12 protein-coding genes are annotated in these 19,333 nt (G+C 63.9%); 6 read left to right on the top strand and 6 right to left on the bottom strand.

Going from position 1 to position 19,333, the window contains the following annotated elements; genetic code table 11:
• Positions 1-47: 47 nt before the first annotated feature.
• From hpnI to AC1VVK_RS23385, 5 genes are read left to right on the top strand one after another with little or no spacing between them, the layout of a single operon-like run.
• A complete protein-coding gene (gene hpnI / locus AC1VVK_RS23405; RefSeq protein ID WP_482905567.1) occupies positions 48-1,160 on the top strand; it encodes a bacteriohopanetetrol glucosamine biosynthesis glycosyltransferase HpnI in 1,113 nt (370 codons plus the stop codon).
• Positions 1,157-2,602: a hopanoid biosynthesis associated radical SAM protein HpnJ gene (hpnJ, locus tag AC1VVK_RS23400; RefSeq protein ID WP_482905566.1), complete on the top strand. Its 1,446-nt coding sequence runs from the start codon at positions 1,157-1,159 to the stop codon at positions 2,600-2,602. The genes hpnI and hpnJ overlap by 4 nt, the downstream gene beginning before the upstream one ends.
• A 40-nt stretch (positions 2,603-2,642) precedes the next feature.
• Positions 2,643-3,488 (top strand): hopanoid biosynthesis-associated protein HpnK, encoded by an 846-nt coding sequence (hpnK, locus tag AC1VVK_RS23395; protein ID WP_482905565.1) that lies wholly within the window; start codon positions 2,643-2,645, stop codon positions 3,486-3,488.
• Positions 3,485-4,393 (top strand): ferritin-like domain-containing protein, encoded by a 909-nt coding sequence (locus tag AC1VVK_RS23390; protein ID WP_482905564.1) that lies wholly within the window; start codon positions 3,485-3,487, stop codon positions 4,391-4,393. Before hpnK ends, AC1VVK_RS23390 begins: the two co-directional genes overlap by 4 nt.
• Before the next feature lie 23 nt (positions 4,394-4,416).
• The gene (locus AC1VVK_RS23385; RefSeq protein WP_482905563.1) at positions 4,417-5,379 is read left to right on the top strand and encodes a lysylphosphatidylglycerol synthase domain-containing protein; all 963 of its coding nucleotides are present in this window, start codon (positions 4,417-4,419) and stop codon (positions 5,377-5,379) included.
• 67 nt (positions 5,380-5,446) lie between these two features.
• On the opposite strand, the gene AC1VVK_RS23380 is transcribed toward AC1VVK_RS23385, so the two are convergent.
• The 6 genes from AC1VVK_RS23380 to AC1VVK_RS23355 form a co-directional block, all read right to left on the bottom strand.
• The gene (locus AC1VVK_RS23380) at positions 5,447-6,079 is read right to left on the bottom strand and encodes a glutathione S-transferase (protein ID WP_482905562.1); all 633 of its coding nucleotides are present in this window, start codon (positions 6,077-6,079) and stop codon (positions 5,447-5,449) included.
• A gap of 126 nt (positions 6,080-6,205) precedes the next feature.
• Positions 6,206-8,326 (bottom strand): TonB-dependent siderophore receptor, encoded by a 2,121-nt coding sequence (locus AC1VVK_RS23375; RefSeq protein WP_482905561.1) that lies wholly within the window; start codon positions 8,324-8,326, stop codon positions 6,206-6,208.
• Positions 8,327-9,009: 683 nt separating this feature from the next.
• Positions 9,010-10,869, bottom strand: a complete 1,860-nt coding sequence (locus AC1VVK_RS23370; protein WP_482905560.1) for a glycoside hydrolase family 84 protein — start codon at positions 10,867-10,869, stop codon at positions 9,010-9,012.
• A 352-nt stretch (positions 10,870-11,221) separates the two neighbouring features.
• The gene (locus AC1VVK_RS23365) at positions 11,222-14,248 is read right to left on the bottom strand and encodes a TonB-dependent receptor domain-containing protein (RefSeq protein ID WP_482905559.1); all 3,027 of its coding nucleotides are present in this window, start codon (positions 14,246-14,248) and stop codon (positions 11,222-11,224) included.
• 107 nt (positions 14,249-14,355) lie between these two features.
• Positions 14,356-15,366 carry a glycosylasparaginase gene (locus tag AC1VVK_RS23360; protein WP_482905558.1) on the bottom strand — a complete coding sequence of 337 codons (1,011 nt, stop codon included), beginning with the start codon at positions 15,364-15,366 and terminating at the stop codon, positions 14,356-14,358.
• A gap of 254 nt (positions 15,367-15,620) precedes the next feature.
• A complete protein-coding gene (locus AC1VVK_RS23355; RefSeq protein WP_482905557.1) occupies positions 15,621-17,963 on the bottom strand; it encodes a GH92 family glycosyl hydrolase in 2,343 nt (780 codons plus the stop codon).
• Between the two features lie 549 nt (positions 17,964-18,512).
• On the opposite strand from AC1VVK_RS23355, the gene AC1VVK_RS23350 reads away from it, so the two are divergent.
• Positions 18,513-19,262: a copper homeostasis protein CutC gene (locus tag AC1VVK_RS23350; protein ID WP_482905556.1), complete on the top strand. Its 750-nt coding sequence runs from the start codon at positions 18,513-18,515 to the stop codon at positions 19,260-19,262.
• The last annotated feature ends 71 nt before the right edge of the window (positions 19,263-19,333 follow it).

Below are 19,333 nucleotides of genomic sequence, written 5' to 3'. Positions count from 1 at the left end.
CGGTTCTGACCATCGTGATGTCCGCTGTCGGATGGATCCTGCTGCTGATGGCCGTGATCGGCGCGGCCTATTTGGCGGCTGCGGCGTTCGCGCTGGACCGGTTCTTGCGGGCTGGGGAAGCACCAGAGCCGGGAAGCGAGGCGGTTACGATCCTGAAACCGCTCTATGGCCGGGAACCGCGCCTTCTGGAAAACCTCGCGAGCTTCGTCGAACAGGATCACGACGGCAGGATACAGATCCTGTGCGGCGTGCAGCGGCCCGACGATCCCGCAATTGAAACTGTCAGGGCGCTTCAGGCCCGCTTTCCGGAGGCCCGCATCGACCTTGTCGTGGATGGCACCCGCCACGGGCCGAACGGGAAAATCTCGAACCTCGTGAACATGATGGGCCATGCGGCACATGACACCCTGGTCCTCAGCGACAGCGACATGGCGGTGGAGGGCGATTATCTGTCCCGGCTGCTCCCGGCTCTCCGTCAGACGGGAACCGGCGCCGTCACCTGCCTCTATCGCGGGCGTGGGGATGGCGGCTTCTGGTCCCGACTGGCCGCTGCGGGAAGCAGCTATCAGTTCCTGCCCAACCTCGTCGTCGCGAAAACCCGTGGCATGGCGGCGCCCTGCATGGGATCGACCATCGCCCTCAGGCGCGAGACGCTGGATGCGATCGGCGGATTTGCCCGCTTCGCCGACGTGCTGGCCGACGATCACGCCATGGGGCAAGCGATCGTGCGGCTCGGCCTTTCTGTAGACGTTTCCCCCATGGTGCTGACTCACGCATTCGCCGATGCCCGGTTTCGCGAGGTATGGCGGCATGAATTGCGCTGGGCGGCGACGGTGCGCGGCATAGCCCCGGCCGGTTATGCCGGATCGTTCATCACCATTCCGTTTCCACTGGCGCTGATAGCGCTGCCCTTTCACCCCGTTGCAGGACTGGTGGCCGTGGTTGGGACGGCCCTTGTACGGCTCTGCACGAAGCGGGTGGTCGATCGTCACGCGGGCGCCAGTTCCGCGCCATTTTGGTCCTTGCCGCTGCGTGACATATTGAGTTTCGCGATTTTTCTTGCCAGCTTCTTCGTCCGCTCTGTTGATTGGCGCGGAACGGCGCTTAATATGGTAGGGCAAGGGCGCGTCACGGTTTCTTCGGAGATTGCCAGGACATGAAGTCTACGCTTTTTCTTCAAGCCCCCTCCTTCGACGGGTATGACGGCGGCGCCGGCGCGCGGTACCAGATGAAGCGCGAGGTGAAGTCCTTCTGGTATCCCACCTGGCTGGCCCAGCCCGCCGCGATGGTAGAGGGTTCGAAGCTGATCGACGCCCCCGCGCACGATCTGTCGTGGGACGATATCGCGCATGAGGTGGACGGTCGGGATCTGGTGATCCTGCACACCTCCACCCCCAGCTTCAATCAGGACGTGCGCACGGCCGAACTTATCAAGGCGCGCAATCCCAAGGTGCTGATCGGCATGATCGGAGCCAAGGTGGCAGTCGAAAGCGAAAAGGCGCTGGCCGCCAGCACCGCGATCGATTTCGTCTGCCGCAACGAATTCGACTTCACGATCGTCGATGTCGCGAACGGCATGCCACTGCGCGAAGTAGACGGGATTTCGTGGCGCGATGCCGATGGGTCTATCGTCCACAACCGGGACCGCAAGGTGCTGGAAGACATGGACTCGCTGCCATTCGTCTCACCGATCTACAAGCGCGACCTGACGATCGAGAAGTACTTCGGCGGCTATCTGAAGCACCCTTACGTCAGCTTCTACACGGGTCGCGGCTGCAAGAGCCGCTGCACCTTCTGCCTCTGGCCGCAGACCGTGGGCGGGCACAATTACCGCACCCGCTCGATCGCGCATGTGATCGAGGAAGTGAAATACGTCATGGAGAATATCCCCCAGACCAAGGAGATATTCTTCGACGACGACACGCTGACCGACAACGCCCCTCGCGTAGAAGAACTGGCCATCGCGCTGGGCAAGCTGGGTTTCGGCAAGCCGGGCTTCCCGATGAGCTGGAGCTGCAATGCCAAGGCCAACGTCCCGCGCAAGACGCTGGAAGTGCTGAAGGCCAACGGGTTGCGTCTGCTCCTGGTCGGCTATGAAAGCGGCAACCAGCAGATCCTGCACAATATCAAGAAGGGCCTGCGCGTCGATGTCGCGCGGCAATTCACCAAAGACTGCCACGAACTGGGCATCGTGATCCACGGCACTTTCATCCTGGGCCTTCCTGGCGAAACGGAAGAGACCATCGAGGAGACGATCAACTACGCCAAGGAGATCGATCCGCACACGATCCAGGTCTCGCTGGCGGCGCCTTATCCGGGCACGTTTCTCTACAAGCAGGCGATGGACAACGGCTGGTTCGACGGCACCGATCACCTGCTGACCGATGGCGGCAACCAGATCGCGCAATTGAGCTACGAACATCTGCCCGCGCCGGTGATCTTCGACAAGGTTGAGGAGTTCTACAAGCGCTTCTACTTCCGCCCGTCCAAGATCGGATCGATCGTGTGGGAAATGGTGCGCGACTGGGACATGATGAAACGCCGTCTGCGCGAAGGCGTTGAATTCTTCGATTTTCTGCGCCGCCGCAAGGTGGTCGCGTGATGCGCAGACCCATCTCAGCCCGCCGGTTCTGAGCCGGACCGTGAAGCGCCTGGTCGTCACTGCCGACGATTTCGGAGCGTCGCTGGAAGTCAACGAAGCGGTCGAGCGCGCGCATCGGGACGGCATTCTGACCGCTGCCAGCCTGATGGTCGGCGGCGCGGCCATGGACGACGCGGTGGAGCGGGCAAAGCGGCTGCCTTCGCTTGGAGTCGGCCTGCATGTCGTGCTGGTGGATGGGCGGCCCGTGCTGCCCTCGAACCGCGTTCCCGCGCTGGTCGATTCCGGGGGCAAGTTCCGTACCGACATGGTGCGTGCAGCCATGCGGATTTTCGCCTCACCCGCCGCGCGCCGCCAGCTTGCGGCGGAAGTCGAGGCGCAGTTCGATGCCTTTGCTGCTACCGGGCTGCCGCTCGATCATGTCAACGCGCACAAGCATTTCCATCTGCACCCCACGATTGCCGCCACGCTTGTGAAAGTGGGCAAGGCGCACGGCATGCGGACCGTTCGCGCACCCGTCGAACCGCGTGCCGTGCTGCGCGCGGTCGAAAGCGACAGCGTGCGTGCAGGAGTGGAGGGGATCTGGGCGCAGCAAGTGCAGCGCCTGATGCGTCGCGCCAGTCTGACCACACCGGATCAGGTCTTCGGCCTCGCCTGGTCTGGCGCGATGACCGCATCGCGTATCCAGGGCCTGCTGAAGCATTTGCCCGACGGTCTCAGCGAAATCTACGCGCATCCCGCGACCGGCCCCTATGCCGGATCGGCGCCCGGCTACCGCTACGCCGAAGAGTTGGCCGCGCTCACCGACTCACTTGCCAAACAGGCGGTGGCGCGCAATGCCATCGTTCTCGGACGCTTTACGGACTTCATTGAAGGAGAGCGCTCATGACTCTGGCCAGTTCCTGGGGCGACTACGACAAGACGGTTCCGCTCCCGACCGGACGGCTCAAATATGGCAGTCCCGAACACTTGCTGCTGATGAGCCGGACGCTGCTGGATACGCACGATCCCTATCGCCCGGCGTTGATCGACTGGCCGAAGCTGGACGACGATACGCGAAACAAGATCGTCTCCCTGCCGATCTGGGATATTGCCGTTGCCACCGAAGGCCGCGCCGGCATGAACGTCCGGACTTTTGCCGAAGGCGTGAACGATCCGTTGCTGAAGTCCGCCGTGGAAATGAACGCCTTCGAGGAATCACGCCACAAGCTGGTGCTGTCCGACATGGTGCAGGCCTACGGCATCGAACTGGTGCCGGAGCCCGCATATGTGCGGCCCGCCGATCCCGAATTCGCCTTCATGCGCACCGGCTATTCGGAATGCATCGACAGCTTCTTCGGCTTCGGCCTGTTCAAGGTGGCCAAGGATTCGGGCTTCTTTCCGCCCGAACTGGTCGATACCTTCGAGCCCGTGATGCGTGAGGAAGGGCGGCATATCCTGTTCTTCGTGAACTGGGTGGCCTGGTGGCGGCGCAACATGCCGCTGTGGCGACGGCCGTGGTTCGAACTCAAGGTGATCGCGGTCTGGGCGTTCCTGATCTGGGAACGGATCGACATGGCCAAGGGCATGGGCAAGGACAATACGCGCGCGCAGGAGAACAATTTCACGCTCAACGGCTCCAAGGAACTGGGCGTGGAGATCACTTTCCCCGAACTGGCGCGTCTCTGCCTGGCGGAGAACGACCGGCGGCTGTCTGCCTATGATGGGCGCCTGCTGCGCCCGCGTTTCGTGCCGAGCATGATCCGTTTGGCGCTGCGCTTCGTGAAGGGCCCCAAGCCGGGAGAAAGCGGCTGAAACACTGGGCGCGGATCGGCATATTGCTGGCGACCGTAGTTGGTCTTGCGGTTGCCGCGTGGACGATCGGCGCCGCCGGGCTGCGAGACGTGCTGGCCATTGCCGCGCGCATGGGACTGGCGGGTTTCCTGCTCTATTGCTTCTGGTCGCTGGGCGTCTTCGTCTTGCTAGGGGCGGCGTGGCTCGCGGCGGCACCCGGTGAGAAGGCGCGGACTCTTCCGCTGTTCGCCTGGGCGCGGATGGTGCGCGAGGCTGCTTCCGACTTGCTGCCGTTTTCCCAGTTGGGCGGAGTGATCGTCAGCGCCCGGACGCTGACAGCCGCATCGCTGCCCCCCCACCGCGTCCACGGCTCGCTGGTCGTGGACATGACCACCGAAATGGCGAGCCAGTTGGTCTACACCCTGTTCGGCCTGTCGCTGATGGGCTCGCTGCTGATCGGCGACGGCGCGGCGGTTCAATTACGCCCGGCGATCCTCGGCGGCACGTTCGTGATGGTCGCGATCATCCTGCTGTTCTTCGCCATGCAGCGAACCGCGCTGGATTTCGCCGCGGCCATTGCCGCTCGCTTCCTGCCGGAATCGACCGCCATGGCCGGTATGCGATCGGAGCTTTCGCGGATCTATGCGCAAAGGGACCGGGTGGCACTTGCCTTGGTCATCAATCTGGCAGCCTGGGTAGCCAGCGGTATTGGGGCCTGGCTCGCTTTGCGGTGGATGGGAACGCAGGCGTCGATCTGGGACATTCTCGCGCTGGAAAGTCTGATTTTCACGCTGCGCAGCGTTGCCTTCGTCATTCCGGGAGCGCTTGGAGTGCAGGAGGCCGCGTATGCTTTTGCAGGTCCGCTGTTCGGCTTGCCGCCGGAAACGGCTCTCGCCCTGTCCCTTGCCAAACGCGCCCGCGATCTGGCGATTGGCCTGCCCACGCTGCTCATCTGGCAAGCAATCGAATTGCGCGGCGTGACGGCACGACGCGAACGGGCCCTGTAAATGTATTGCCAAATCGGCTCGCTACTCAGGTTGACGGTCCCTGCCGAGCGCGCGCCGTACCGTTCCCTTACTGCCTCGCGGGGAAGAACACCGGGGCTGCCCCGGGTGACCAAACCGGAACACGCAGCATGATTGCGGCGAACAGCGGCGATGCCAGATAGTCGGACAGCCATCGCTGTACATGGGGAAGCGGCTGACTTTCGAACCACCCGCTATCCACCGCCGCACATTGCCGGACGAACGGGATTATGGCAGCGTCCGCGAGACCGCGCGTAGAGCCGCAAAGGAATGGGCTGGATGCCAGCCCGCTTTCCACTTCACGCAGGAATTCCAGCCCGCTCGCCCTGTGCGCCAAAGAATCGCCGTCGTGGCGCTCGGGATATTTGTAGCGGTCGAGATCATGCTTGAACGGGCCGTCGTTGATCGCGATCAGGGCGGCATCGCCGCGATCCAGCCAGCTTTCGGGATCGTTCCGCCCCAATGCGGCGTGCATGATGTCGAGGCTCTGTTCGATCGTTTTGCCATCGGCTTGCACCAATACGGGCACCGTGCCTTTCGGGGAGGCGCGGAGCATGTCCGCCGGTTTCGCCGAAAGCTTGATCTCTCGCAGTTCGCAGGTGGTCGCGCTGACGGCCAGAGCCAGCCTTGCCCGCATCGCGTAAGGGCATCGCCTGAAGCTGTAGAGGACCGGCTCAACCATCGTACTTCTCATTGCCAATGCTGCTTGGTCGGCTCCCCTAGCAGCCATCGCCACTCGAAATCACCCGGAAACGCATCGGCGGAATCTGACGGGGAACGCCGTTCGAGACGTTCCCCGCGTAGGACCTTACCAGGTGAAGCCGATGGTTCCCTGCACCGTCCGGCGGTTGCCGTACCAGCACCAACTATAAGCCGCAAAGCAGCTGGTCAGGTACTTCTTGTCGAAGATGTTGGTGGCGTTGAGGCCCAGAGTGACGCCGGAAAGGCTGGGGCTCACCTTGGCGAGGTTATAGCGGATCAGCCCATCGAACACGGTATATGCGGGCGTGTAGATAGTCGTTTCGCCATCGAGGCTGCCCGCATAGACCTTGTCCACATGGCGAACCGCGCCGCCGAGGGAGAGGCCCTGGAACGTGCCCGCCCTCGGCTCCCAGGCAAGGTTCGCGCTGATGCCGCCCTTGCCAACGGTGGCGAGGCCCTTGCCGACATTGTCGGGATTGACGTCCTTGAGAACCTTCACGTTCTGGCTGCTGAACGCGAGGCGGAAGTTGAAGTCATAAGGCAGCGAGCCGCTGGCCTCGACCTCGACCCCGCGCGAACGCACTTCGCCCGACTGGAACGAGGCGAAAGTCACCGGGTTGGAGACGACCACATTGGTCTGGTTGATCTGGAACCAGGCGCCTGTCAGTAGGATGTCCGTGCCCGGGATCACGTACTTTGCACCGGCCTCGATCTGCTTGCCGAGCGAGGGCTTGGCAAGCTCGCCGTTGTCCAAAATGGCAGACTGCGGTTCGAACGAGGTCGAGTAAGTGACATAGGGCGAAAGCCCGAGGTCCGTCTTGTAGAGCGCCGCGGCGCGCCAGGTGAACTTCCGGTCGTGCTGGACGGACCCGCTCTGCTCAAGCCGCGCCCAGTCCTGACGGCCGCTCAGCGTAACGTCGAGCTTGCCGACCGAAATGCGATCCTGCGCGTAGACGCCTTGCTGACGCTGCCGGGTGGCGACATAGGTGGGATCAACAAGACTGTTCGGATCGTAATTGAAGTCCGCGTCAAAGCCGGGGACTTCATAGGGATTCCGCGGCGTCGGCATCGTGCCGTAGACGGGGTTGTAGGCATCGATCGTGTTGGCCGAGCCGAACGCATAGAGTTCGTTTGAATGCGCGACCTGCCGGTCCAGACCGAACAGCAGGTTATGTTCCAGCGGACCGGTGCTGAACTTGCCGCTGAGCTGGTTGTCGAAGGTCCAGTTGTTCAGGTGCTCGGTCGTCGCATAGGACGCACGGTTGTAGACGGTGCCGTCCTCCTCAACCGGTGAGCCCGACGTATAGACGATGCCGAGGCTGCTCTTCACATACTGGTAGCGGCCGGAGGCGCGGAACGCCCAGTTGTCTCCGAATTCGTGGCGGAAAATGAAGGTTCCGGCAGCCTGTTCGCGCTTGAAGAAGTCATCCGGCTCGCCGCCGTAGAACTTCGTGGAGATCTTGCCGTTGGGATTGTCGAACAGCGTGCCGCTGGCCGGGAACACGCCGTAGTTGCCGTTGTAGGGATCGTGCGAGTAGGCACCGAGCACCGTGAATGTGGTCGGAGTGCCTGCCCCAAGCGTCACTGCGCCGGAAACGGTCTGGCGGCGGCGCTTGCCGATGTCCTGCTGGGAGTCTGCGCCATTAACGCTGCCGTTGATGCGCCACAGCACGGTCTCGCCGATTTTCCCGCCGATGTCGCCGTCGACACGGTAGAGATTGTAGCTGCCGTAGGACCCCGAGACCGCGCCGTAGAAATCGCGATCAATCGGCAGCTTGCTCTGCATGTTGACGAAGCCGCCCGGGCTGGACGAACCGTAAAGCGCAGAGGCCGGGCCCTTCACGACTTCGATGCGATCGAGCCGCGACATGTCGACCTGCGGGGTCGCATAGCCGGTGGCGCTGCCGAACATCTTCAGACCGTCGAGATAGGTCGGCGCATCGAAGCCGCGCAGCTTGAACTGGTCGTAGACTTCGGCCGAGGAACCGCGCGTTTCGGGCGTGACACCGGCGACGAACCGCAGAGCCTGGTTGAGGTTCTGGATGCCCAGATCGGAGATCGTCCCGGAATCGATCACCGAGATCGACTGGGGCGTCAGGGCGATGGGCGTGTCGCTCTTGGTGCCGGACGAGGCGACGGTCGCAGGGCGATCGCCCTTGACGACGATATCGTCGTTCTCCGCAGCCGCCGCGTGAGCGAAGGCAGGAAGAATGGAAACCGCCATCATGCCAGTGGCCGCTCCCAGAAGAAGCCGTCCGCGGACCGTCGTTCGAAACATTGTGTGCCTTTCGAGAATGAGTCGCAGCTGGTCACTAGTGCTAATGCGAATTGATCGCAATATAATCGGAGCGGTGCGGGATCTTTCCGGGATGCAGGCGCGAACTTGTGGGAAATGGGCAACAGATCCGCGGATTGCGGCTGTTGGGCGATGGCGATGCGTGCGGCAGACCGACCGCCGAAGCCGACACGTGGGAGCAGATCGACTGGACACGGCGAGTACGCGGGCGCGCGATGTGTGCTGGGTAACGCGAACGGGCGGGCCGGGCATTGCCGATCTGATCGACCTAAACTGCGGGCCGGCTACCGCGCTTATTGTGTCGCGTGGTGGCCCGGAACTGCTGACACCCTCCATGCGAAACCGATACGCTGTCACTGGCCGGAGGCTGGTGCAAACGAGGAGGATTGCGCTGCCCGGATCGCGCGAGTCTATGCTGAAGGCACCGCGTTTTCAGTGGCACCGGCTGGCAAGAGCGACGTGCCACGCGGATCAGCATCATCAATTGGTGAACGTCGGGCGAAGGCGTGGCAGCGACCATCGGCACCGTCTCGCGCGTGCCGTCTGGAATCCGTTCTTGAGAGAGGGCACTCGCAGGAAGCGCCACGTTTTCGACGCGGCGCTTCCTGCTGCAATTATGGCGTCGCGATCAGGCCGGGCGCGTCGGCGACGAACACATCGAGTACGCCGTCGGCGATCTTGATCGGTCCTTCGAAGCGGGTCGCACCGGGGATTGACCGTATCGCTGCGGCTTCGTCCGCCATGCGCTTGGCATCGGCGAAGAACGGCTGTGCCGTGCCGCTGCCTTCGTCGGCGGCGCTCAGGCCCGCAGCCGTCAGTTGCAGGGCGCGGCCCCAGCGCTGCATTGCGTCGAGCCACGGCGCCGATTGGGCAACGAAGCCCTTGTCCGCCACGCCCGCGCGGATGATGTCCGGCGCATTGGCAATATCGTCCGCCTGACGCGCGAGATCCTTCAGTGCGGCCTTGCGCGCGGCGGCGTCGCCTTGTGCCAGTGCCTCCCGCACATAGTCCAGCACGGCCTTCAGTTTGGGCGCCTGCGGTTGCCAGGGCTGGGTGCCGAACGTCGGGGCGAGGTGCTGCGTGTCGAAGAAGGTGAGCAGCGCCGCCGTTGTGCGCGGATCATCGGACGCGAGTTCCCGCGCCGCCGCGTGCCAGGTCAGTTCCGCGTCATAAGCCTTGTCGTTCCAGGCGAAGGCGGTGAGCCCCATCACCGCCACGCGGCTGGGCGCTTCCTGATTCATCGGATTGGCGACGATGCCGGTCAGCTCGCTCGAAAGGCCCGCCTCGCGCCGTGCGTAAGGGGCGACCAGCAGCCGGCCCGTCGACTGGGCGTAATCGTTGACCGGATAGTTGTCCCACAGCAGCGTCTTGCGGCCGAACGCCTTGGTCGCGGCCTTGGCGTCGGGGATAGAGATCGCGGGCGGCACGACATCGGTACCGGTCCATTGGACGATAATCCGGGGATCGAGCTTCTCGCGCAGGCCTGCCTTGTAGGGCGATTCCGTGGCGTTGTAATATTCGGTCGGCACCATGATCAGCGACGGCCCGGCCGCGTTACCGGAGGCGAGATCAGCCTGGACCGCGTTCAGCAGGTAGGCCTGCGCTGCCGCAGCAGCCTTGTCGCTGGCGGGGCCGAACTTCTCCTTGTCGGCATCGCAGTTCCACTTGGTATATTCGATATCGTCGAGCGCCACGTAGAAGGTTCGCACGGTCAGCCCTCGGATCGCGTCGAACTTGCGGCGCAGCGCTTGAAGATCGGCCGGGCTGGAATAGCAGACCGACGGGCCGGGCGAGATCGCATAGACGAAATCGATGTGATTGCGCTCTGCCTGATGCACCAGTTCGCCCAGTTGCTTCAGTGTCGCGGCGGGATAATCGTCGCGCCATTTGTCGCGCGCGAAGGGATCGTCCTTGGGGCTGTAGATGTAGGTATTGGCTTTTGCGCGGCCGAGAAATGCGAGGTGCGCGCTACGGTCCTGCATCGTCCACGGGGCGCCGTAGAAGCCCTCGATGGTTCCGCGCACCGGCATGGACGGGAAGTCGTGAATGCGTACGGCCGGGAAGCTGGCGCGCTTCGCCAACTGGCGCAGCGACTGGGCGGCGTGGAACAGGCCGTCGCCATCGAAGCCGGCGAGGACGGTCAGGTTGCCGTCGTCTTCAACCGTACTGGCGAGAGTGTAGCCTTCCTTTTCCGTGGGCAGGGCGGCTTTCCCCCGGCTGACGGCACTGCGCAGGATCGCGGAATTGCCGGTACCAATGACGATATAGCTCTGATCTAGCCGGGCAGGGACGTGCGTGGCCGTGCGGATGCGGGTGACGCCGGCATTGCTCAAGATCTGCCGTACGAGTTCGACGGTTTCGGCATCAGTCTTCGCCGCTTGCACCAACACGACCGAGGTGCCGAGCGTGACCGTGCCGCCATTCAATTGCATCGAGGTCGGGGTAGGGAAGATGCCGGGCAGCGATTCCGTCATTGCGCTGGCGTGCGGTGCGGCAGCGGTGGCGGCCAGGATGAGGGGGAGGGCCGCTCTGACGCTTTGATTCAGGCGGCGACGATAGTGATTCACCCAGACTCTCCGGTATTAGAATGGTGTTATATAGGTCTTGTAAATCAGACCCGTCACCACAATGCAAGCGCTGCGGCCAGCCGATTTATCTTTCACGGGATGTAATGGGTTTGGGAGGTCTGCGTCGGCGAATTGGCCGGAAAGACCCGCCCCTAAAAGGGGCTGTAGCGCCGGGCGGGGCGCTTCGTCTCGGATGTTCGAGACGATCTAACGGCAAATGCCGGAACCCCGTTTCGGAGGTTCCGGCACATTGCTCTTATCAGAAGTTGACGGTCGCGCCGATCGCCAGCTGGCGGCCGAGCGAGTCGTAACGGGCCGACAGAGTGTTGCTCCGCGACAATGCGTAGCTGTACGAATTGGGGATCAGCGGCGGCAGCTTGTCGAAGATGTTGTTCGCCGACATGCGCAGCGAGAACTGCTCGTTGACGCGGACCGTGAGGGCCAGGTCGAAGTAGTTCTGCGCACCGATGCGGTAGAACGTCTCACGCTCGGTGCTCTCGCTCCAGCCGAGTGCCGGGTCGCCCGAGTTCGACACGTTCGTCAGCGGGCCCACATAGCGCCAGTTGAACGATGCGTTGAAGACGCGGTCGTCGGTCGTGTAGGTGGCGCGAAGGCTGTGGGTCCACTTGGGGATCAGCTGCCCGCAAGGACCGCCGTAGTAACCGGCGCAATTGTACTTCGCGAGGATCGGCGAATCCTGCCCGCCGGCCAGGGTCGTGAGCGAACCCGAGAAGTCGAACGCAACGCTGCCGTACTTGCCGAAGCCAAGGTTGTACTGGCCCTGGAAGTCCCAGCCGTGCGACTTGCTCTTGTAGTAGTTCGTCGTGCCGCCACGGATGTAGCCGGTGTCCGGGTTCGTGTTGGGGGTGCTCGAAAGCGTACCGTCCGCATTGCGCACGAACATCGAGCAGAAGAACTCGCTACCGGTCTGGAGACAGCCGTTCGAGAAGTAGTCGTAGTCGTTGTAGCCGATCGAGTCGTTGAGATCGATCAGGAAGCGGTCGACCGAGACGGTCAGGCCGCGGATGAACGACGGCTTGAGGACGACGCCGAAGGTCTTGGTATAAGCCGTTTCGGGATCGACGGTGTAGCCGCCGTGACGCACCGTGCAGCCGATGTCGGTCGGGCAGATCAGGGTCGGGCTGCCGTAGAGGTTATCGGCGAGGCCCGTTGCCTTGCAGACCTCGCGCGAGGCGGCGGGGGCACCGTAGACCGGAACGCGCTGACCGTTGGCACCGGTCGTGTAGCTGACCGTGGGCGCGCAGATGTCGTTGTAGGCCGTGTCGATGCGGCCGTAGCTGATGTTGGAGCCCTGATAGGCTTCCACCACCGTTGGGGCGCGCTGGGCGCGGTTGATCGAGCCGCGGAAGGTGATGTCCGGGATCGGGGCCCAGATCGCCTCGGCCTTCCAGGTCGAGAAGACGCTGGGGTTCGAGCTGTACTTGGACAGACGATAGGCGCCGTTGAACTGGATCAGGTCGGCGAAGGGCTTGTGCTCGGCAATCGGAACCTGAAGTTCCACGTTGCCTTCCCACGCGTGCTGCGAAAGGTTGCTGTCCGATCCGCCGTTCTGTTCGCGCCAGATGTCGTCGGCATAGCTCTGCAGCTTGTCCTCGCGGAACTCGGCGCCAAAGGCCACGGCCACGCCCTGTTCGGCCCACGGCGTCTTGATACCGTAAGTGCCCAGATCGCCCTGAACCGTGCCGACGACGTTGTAGAGCGAGTTGATCGTGGTGCTGGTGCCGAAGTTGCCCGAGATCAGGTAGTTGTAGAGCGACTGCGTGTTCATTGCCGAGTTGGCGCTGAAGGCGTCGAAGGGAAGGCAGCCGTCGGCCGAACCGCTGGCGCACTGAAGCTGGCCGTTGACGTTGACGACATTGAGCGCGTTGTTCACGCGGTCATAGTCCGGCTGGCCCCAGGTGATGTCCTGACGGTTGCGCGCGTAAACGCCGCCGAGGTCGTAGTTCCACCCTTGCGCGAACTGGCCGCGTACGCCGGCGGTCGCGCGCAGGCCGGTGTTGACGTAGACGTCGTCGAGCGGCGCCACGTTGTTGAGGCGATAGCGCAGTTCGATCGGCACGAGCGCGGAAGTGCCCGCAGCGGAGCCGCAGACAGTCTGCGCCTGGGAGGCCGACATCAGCGGATTGTTGCAGTTCACGTAGTACGACGAGGAACCGTCGCCATAAGCGCTGGGGCTGTAGACGCGCGCGGGGAAGGGGTTCGTCGAACGGTCGCGGAACCACATCACGCTGCCGTAGAGTTCGGCCGCGTCGGAGATCTCGAACGAGGTGAAGCCGCCGGCGTTCCAGCGCTTGTCGGCACGCTGGAAGGAATAGCCGTCATAGGGATTGGCGGCCACGGCATCGCTGTAGGGAACGAAAGTCCGCGATCCGTCGGGATTGTTGACGTACTGCTCGCCGCTGGCCGCGCCCGTGCGGGGCGAGACGTAGCCGTCGGGCGTGTAGGTCGAGACGGTGCAACCCAGCGGGCCGTCCTTGCTGCTTTCGACCAGCTGGCAGCCGGAGGTTTCGCGCGCCGAGAGCGGGACCAGTGCGGCCTCGCGGTAGTTGACGTAGCCGCTGATGTGGAAGCGGTTGTCGAACAGCTTCTTGCCGAAGGTCACCGAGACGTCGGTGCGGCCGCCGTCGGTGGTGGTGCCGCTGGCCGGCTGCTGGAAGCCGTACTGACTGGCGACGTCCGAAATCAGCGTGCGCTTGTTGCTGTGGGCGTAGAAGTTGTAGTTGCCGTTGACCTGGAGGCCTTCGAAATCGTCATCCATGACGAAGTTCACGACACCGGCGATGGCGTCCGAGCCGTAGACCGCCGAAGCGCCGCCGGTCAGCACGTCCACGCGCTTGATCAGCGAGGTGGGGATCATGTTGGCATCGACACCGTTCATGGTGCCCACGCGCTTGCCGTCGATCAGGGTCAGGGTGCGCTCGAAGCCAAGGTTGCGCAGCTTGATGCGCTGGCGGCCGTCGGAATCCTGGTAGTTCTGCTGGCTGTCCGGCGAGATCTGCGGGATGCGGTTGAGAACTTCCTCGATATTGACGGCGGCCTGCGCGCGGATCGCGTCGTTGGTGACGGACGTGATCGGTGCGGCGGCCGTGGCATTCGGGCGATTGATGCGCGAACCGGTAACGACGATGGATCCGGCGGGGGATGCGGGAGTACCGCCCGCGTTGTCGGCGGCAGCGTCGCCGGGCGTGTTGTCCTGCGCCAGCGCCGGAGCGGCGAGACCCGTAATGCAGGTCGTCGCCAACAGTATCTTCGTGATCTTCCTCATTCGTTGACCCATCTTCTTCCCTGGAATTGATACGACTTTTACTGGATGCATTCGTCCTCCCTTCCGGCGCGGGGGCGCCAGGCAGAGGTTCGAATTCGGTAGGTAATTCAGGCGGAGCGGAGACTGCCCGCGGGATGTACGACCGTGCGGCCGGCGGCATCGGTGACGGCGTAAGTGAAGCCCGGCTGGATCGCGAAGGCGCCGACCCGGCCGTCCTTGTCGATGGCGATGAAGGCCACTTGCGCGTCCTTCACGGCGTCTCCCCGCAGTTTGACGATGTGCTCGATCGCTTCCCGGCAGGCCGCCATTGCCGACAGGCCCATGCGCATGGACCCTACCACGCGCGCTGCGCCGGCAATGCGCGTCACTTCCTCGCCCACGCCCGTTGCCGAGGCGGCGCCGACGCCGGGTTCGACCAGCAGTCCGCAACCGGACTGGGGAGAGTCGCCCACCCGTCCCCGCAACTTGAAGGCCATGCCGGACGTGGTGCAGGCACCGGCGAGGCGCCCGTCCGGGCTGCGTGCAAGGATACCAATGGTGTCATGATCGAGCGCGGAACCGCGCTGGTTCTCGATATTGGCGACCGGCTTGTATTCCGCCTTCTTCAGCCATTCGCGCCATCCGGCCTCGGCTTCGGGCGTCAGCAGGTTCTGCGATGTGAAACCTTGCTCGCGGGCGAACTGCGCTGCGCCTTCGCCCACCAGCATCGTATGCGGCGTGCGTTCCATCACGCGACGGGCGACGGAGATCGCGTGGACATAGCCTTCGAGAGCGGCAACGGCGCCGGCATGGCCGCGATCGTCCATGATGATCGCGTCGAGCGTGACGTGACCATCGCGATCGGGATAGCCGCCAAGGCCGACCGAATGATTGGTGACATCGGCTTCCGGCACCCGCGCCCCGGCTTCCACCGCATCGATCAGCGTGCCGCCGGCTTTCCAGGTGCTATAGGCCGCCGCGTTGGCCGCGGCGCCAAAGTCCCATGTCGAAATCACCAGCGCGGGATCGCCGGCGCTCTGCATGGAAGTGCCCTTCACGGCAGGCGCAGCCCGCGCGGTTGCAGCGGCGACCGAGCCGACCAAGGCAAATCCCAAGGTATCGCGACGCGAAATTCCCATGCCCATTTTTCCCCTGCCGACAAGGCCACGCCGGGTCCCTTCCTGGACCGGCATGCCCTTCCCAAAGCGTGTCCTGCAACAAAGCTGTCATAGGGATTAAATCAATTCAATACCAAAATTCGCCGTGGGCTATATTTTTGCAACCAAGGTTGCATATTTGTCGCCAATTGGTCTCACTTGTCAGGGTAATGGAATGACCCACAAGGCTGGCTCCCCTCGCGGGGAGGCAGGTTTTCAGCCGAAAAGGGGGCGATTCAGGCCTGACGCGGCGGTCGGTTGCGCGATTCGCGTCCGAACGAAAGGTCCGGTGTGGTCTGCATGTGGAACGTCAGCTGACCACCCTGCATGATCTCGTCATGGCGGATCCAGCACCGGCTGTACGCCTTGCCGTTCCATTCCACGCGGCCGTAATAGGGCCGGTCCGAGCGATTGCCCGGGGCGCTGACGACAAGTTCGCGGCCGTTGCCCAGCTTCACCCGCGCCTCTTCGAACAGCGGACTGCCGAAGATATAGATGCCGCTGACCGGATCGACGGGATAGAACCCGAGCGCGGAGAGAACGTACCAGGCGCTCATCTGCCCGCAATCGTCGTTGCCGATCACGCCGCCCGGCCGGGCGCGGTACATCATGGCAAGCAGGCGGCGGGCCATGCCCTGCGTCTTCCAGTGCGCGCCGGTCCATGCATAGAGATAGGCAACGTGATGCGACGGTTCGTTGCCGTGCGCGTACTGGCCGACCATACCGCTGATGTCCGGCGGCGCGTTCTTCGGCAGCGCGGAGGGCGCGTTGAAGAAGGCGTCCAGCTTGGCCTCCAGTGCGGCGGGGCCGCCCATCGCTTCGGCAAGGCCGTGGACATCGTGCTGGTTGAGGAACGTCGCCTGCCAGCCGTTGCTCTCGGTAAAGTCCCGCCACTTCGCGGAATGGCCAAGCTCAACGGGGTCGTAGGGTTCCGCCCAGGTCCCGTCGTCAAGGCGCGGGCGCGCGAAACCCGTTGCGGTGTCGAACACGTTCTTCCAGTTACCCGCCCGCGCTTCCAGCCGCCTGGCATCGTCCAGCGCCCCTGCGGCGCGCGCGATCCGGGCGGCGGCATAGTCGTCATAGGCATATTCGAGCGTGCGGCTTACGCCCTCGAAAACCTTGTCGGCCGGGACGTAACCCTTGGCGTCGTAAAGCGGAATGCCCAGCGCGTTGTCCTGCGCGGGTGTGGCAAAGTCGAACGCGCGCTTGCGAATGCCCGGCCAGGCGGCGGAATACTCGCCCGGAATGCCCTTGGCCATGGCTTCGGCCAGAACCGGCACCGAGTGCCAGCCGATCATGCAGCCGGTTTCCACGCCCTGTAGCGGCCAGACCGGCGGCCCATAGGGGCTCTGCTGGGTCTGGCGAATGAGATCGCCGACGAACTGTTCCGCCTGCTTTGGCCGCAGCAGGATCTGCAACGGATGGACGGCGCGGTAGGTGTCCCAGAGCGAATAGGCGCTGTAGGCGGTCTGTCCCGGCGCGAGCTGCTGGACCTTGCGGTCTAGCCCCATCGTGCGGCCGTCCACATCGGAAAACAGCGTCGGGCTGATGGCCGCATGATAGAGCGCCGTCGTCATGATCGCGCGCTGGTCGGCGGTGCCGCCGCGCACGGTGATCTGGCCCAGTTCCTCGGCCCAGACGCGGCTCGCAGCTTGCCGGTATGCGTCGAAATCGAAGTGCGGCGCCTCGGCGACGAGGTTGGCGCGGGCGCCTGCGACATCCACGGCCGAAACGGCGGTGCGCACGATGATCGGGGCTGCCGCAGCGTCATCGAAATGGACTGCGGCCTTCAGGCGACGGCCTTTGACGCCCTGCGTTCCGGGCGCTTGCGGAGCGTCCGCATCGCCGAAGAATTCGACCCGGCTTGGCGGCCGCGAGAACTGCATCGCGAAGTAGATGTGCCGCCCCTTAGCCCAGCGGAAGACCCGGCGCTGCCCGGTGAGCGTGCCTTCGGCGTCCAGCGCGAGTTCGGCGTCGTCGATCAGCGGGTGAGCCTCTGAGGAATCCAGCACGAGGTGCGAGAGGTCGATCAGCAGATGGCCGGATCCGGCCTCTCCTGCCGGATAGGTATGGCGTTGGATCCCGGTCCGAAGCGTGGCGGTAAGCTCGCTGGCGACGCCGTTTTCCAACTGGACCCGGTAGTAGCCGGGCTCCGCCACCTCATCGGTGTAGCGCAGCCGGTAGCCTTCCTCCGGCCGGTCCAGCGGGCCGGGCTGGAGCCGCACGTCGCCCCGGCAGGGCTGCACCAGTACGTCCAGCATGTCGCCGATGCCGGTGCCCGAAAGATGCGTGTGCGAAAAGCCCAGCATCGAGGCGTCGCCATGATGGTAGCCAGAGCAGGTGTCCCACCGCGCGGTGTCCGTATCCGGACTGAGCTGAACCATGCCGAAGGGCAGGGTGGCGCCGGGGAAAGTGTGGCCGTCGCCGCCGGTACCGATGAAGGGGTCAGCTTTCGTCGGAGCCTCGGGATCGGTCGTTTCGGCTGCCATCGCACGTGTCGCGCCGGCCGAACCGGCGGCGGCGAGCAGCGCAAGGCGGCAGGAACCGGCCATCAGGCGGCGGCGGCTGAAAGCTGTCATGATAAAGAATCCTTAAAAGGACGGCGCCTGCCTATCCGGTCGAAACCGTGAGGCAGGCGCCGGCCCGTGTGCATGCAGGTCTCGGGAGGAGGAGAGTGAGACCTGCCGGCTTTGCACGGGACTTAGAAGCTGAACTGGGCAGTCGCCGAGGATTCGGCGTGGCCAAGCGAGCTGACATGTGTTGCCAGCAGCTTGATGCACGCAGGTTTCATCATAATTTCCTCGTGACCCGACCCGGGACCCGCGTTTCGACCGTTTCCGTTTGCGAAATGCGAGCCCGCTGAAATTTTCTTACGGCAATGCCAATATCATTCCAATCTTCGCAGTCAATGTCACCAAAATAGATCCTTGTGTCCACTGGAAATTTTTCTCGATCCCCGAATGTCGCCGGATCGCTAGGGATTTGGGGAAATTTTTGAAATCATCGCTCTCCGGCTGCGTCGAGCGGTCTGTTGAACCCGCTGGTCTGGTAAGCCAAAGTATGTCCAATTTGCGATAACGCGAATCACCGGTTGCAAAGCCGGCGGGGCAGTATGTGGGGGGGATAAAATGCTCGAGGTCTGTGTGGAGGATGCCGCCGGCATCGCGGCTGCCGTCATGGGCGGCGGAGACCGCGTGGAGCTGTGCAGTGCGCTGGCGCTGGGCGGCTTGACGCCGCCGCGCTCGCTGGTCCGTTTGGCTGCCGAGGCGCCGATTCCCGTCCACATGCTGTGCCGCCCGCGTGAAGGCGATTTCGTTTATGACGCGCGGGAAGTGGCGCAAGTCCGTGATGATATCGATCTGGCGGCCGAGGCCGGACTGGCGGGAATCGTGATCGGTGCGGGCAGCGCCGGAGGTCTCGACCTGCCGGTTCTGGACGAGTGGCTCGATCATGCCGGGCGCGCCGGTGCTGCACGCGGCGCGCGGCTTTCGCTGACGTTGCACCGGGTGTTCGACTTGCTGGACGACATGGAAAACGGGCTGGAGCAGGCCGTGGCGATGGGCTTCGATCGCATCCTGACCTCCGGCGGTGCCGCGCGGGCGGCGGAGGGTGCGCGGATGCTGGCCTATCTTGGCGAACTGGCGGCCGGGCGCATCGTGATTCTTGCCGGTTCTGGCGTTTCCGCCGAAACGATTCCGGTGCTGGGAGCGGCTGGAATCAGGGAGTTCCACGGCTCCTGCCGAACGGCGCAAGCGGTACCGGATGGTGGCGAACGCCTTGAGCAACTGGGCTTCCAGAAGGGCGCGCGGATGGTGACGGATGCGCGGGAAGTGGCGCGCGTAAAGGCGGCGATCGAAGCCCGGGCAAGCGGTACCTGAAAGGAACAGAACCGCACATGAAGTGCACGGACAGCCACGAATGGGAAGGCTGGGCGCACAAGAAAAATGAT

This window comes from Novosphingobium sp. BL-S-32, from assembly GCF_056857055.1.
Note: the sequence above shows the minus strand (reverse complement) of the source record. Positions and strands in the feature narration are given on the sequence as shown.

Coding starts and splice junctions, on each gene's coding strand:
- AC1VVK_RS23380 (WP_482905562.1), bottom strand. CDS start 6,079: ATGGTTGAGCCGGTCCTCTACAGCTTCAGGCGATGCCCTTACGCGATG.
- AC1VVK_RS23375 (WP_482905561.1), bottom strand. CDS start 8,326: ATGATGGCGGTTTCCATTCTTCCTGCCTTCGCTCACGCGGCGGCTGCG.
- AC1VVK_RS23360 (WP_482905558.1), bottom strand. CDS start 15,366: ATGGGAATTTCGCGTCGCGATACCTTGGGATTTGCCTTGGTCGGCTCG.
- AC1VVK_RS23365 (WP_482905559.1), bottom strand. CDS start 14,248: ATGAGGAAGATCACGAAGATACTGTTGGCGACGACCTGCATTACGGGT.
- AC1VVK_RS23355 (WP_482905557.1), bottom strand. CDS start 17,963: ATGACAGCTTTCAGCCGCCGCCGCCTGATGGCCGGTTCCTGCCGCCTT.
- AC1VVK_RS23370 (WP_482905560.1), bottom strand. CDS start 10,869: ATGACGGAATCGCTGCCCGGCATCTTCCCTACCCCGACCTCGATGCAA.
- hpnJ (WP_482905566.1), top strand. CDS start 1,157: ATGAAGTCTACGCTTTTTCTTCAAGCCCCCTCCTTCGACGGGTATGAC.
- hpnI (WP_482905567.1), top strand. CDS start 48: ATGGCCGTGATCGGCGCGGCCTATTTGGCGGCTGCGGCGTTCGCGCTG.
- AC1VVK_RS23350 (WP_482905556.1), top strand. CDS start 18,513: ATGCTCGAGGTCTGTGTGGAGGATGCCGCCGGCATCGCGGCTGCCGTC.
- AC1VVK_RS23390 (WP_482905564.1), top strand. CDS start 3,485: ATGACTCTGGCCAGTTCCTGGGGCGACTACGACAAGACGGTTCCGCTC.